Source organism: Neobacillus sp. DZ-9 (assembly GCF_059587065.1).
Map to the genome: position 1 here is coordinate 1 of NZ_JCAIOL010000057.1, position 746 is coordinate 746.

Annotated in this window: 1 protein-coding gene; it reads right to left on the minus strand. The window is 35.7% G+C overall.

The genetic code is table 11. From position 1 onward, the window contains the following. The coding region (locus AC59HZ_RS31455; protein ID WP_496549600.1) for a transposase at positions 1–746 on the minus strand (746 nt) is incomplete at both ends.

Consider the following 746-nt stretch of genomic DNA (forward strand, 5'->3'; position numbering starts at 1 on the left):
TTATAAGGCTTTCCTTCTTCGCGTTTCTTATCATAGAACTCTCGTAACCTCTTGTTGCGAGGGATAATATCTTTAGTCGTTTTCTTTTTACGACAATCACGAATGGCGCATTTAACAGCCAGATATAATGCACGTCTTAGTCTGCTGGACCCTCTTTTTGTTATTCTGTTAACAGTTCCTTTGAACCTTCCTGATTCAAAGATACTAGGGTCAATTCCGGCAAATGCTATTAGTTTTTTAAGGTGATTAAACCGATCTATCTCATCGATTTCAGAAATAATCGTTGCCGCGATTTTTTCACCGATACCAGGGATGGATTGGATAATCTTATATTCTATAAGTTCTTTTGCTAAAGCATCTATCTCAACTTCAAACACAGATAGGTGCTTTTGGTATTCTAAAAGCATATTGATATACATTTTAAGGGTTAAAATATGGCTTTGATATAAGGTTTTCTGAAAAGGATTCCGTGCTGCTGCTGCTTTTAGTTCCTTTGCCTTAGTATTCGCCCATCTACGAGAACGACTATTACAGTTTTCCTTTATTCTAGCTGCTATTGTTTCTTCGCTAGTTTCTAAGACATCGTTAGATGTAGGAAATTCTAATAAAGTTTGTAAAGAAACAACTGAATATAAGTCCCCAAAAACACCTTTATACTCAGGAAAAACCTGATCAAGTACTGCTTGAAACTGTAGCTTAGCTTGTACAAATATTCCTGTTAAGTTTTCGTGTTGTCTTGTAAGATT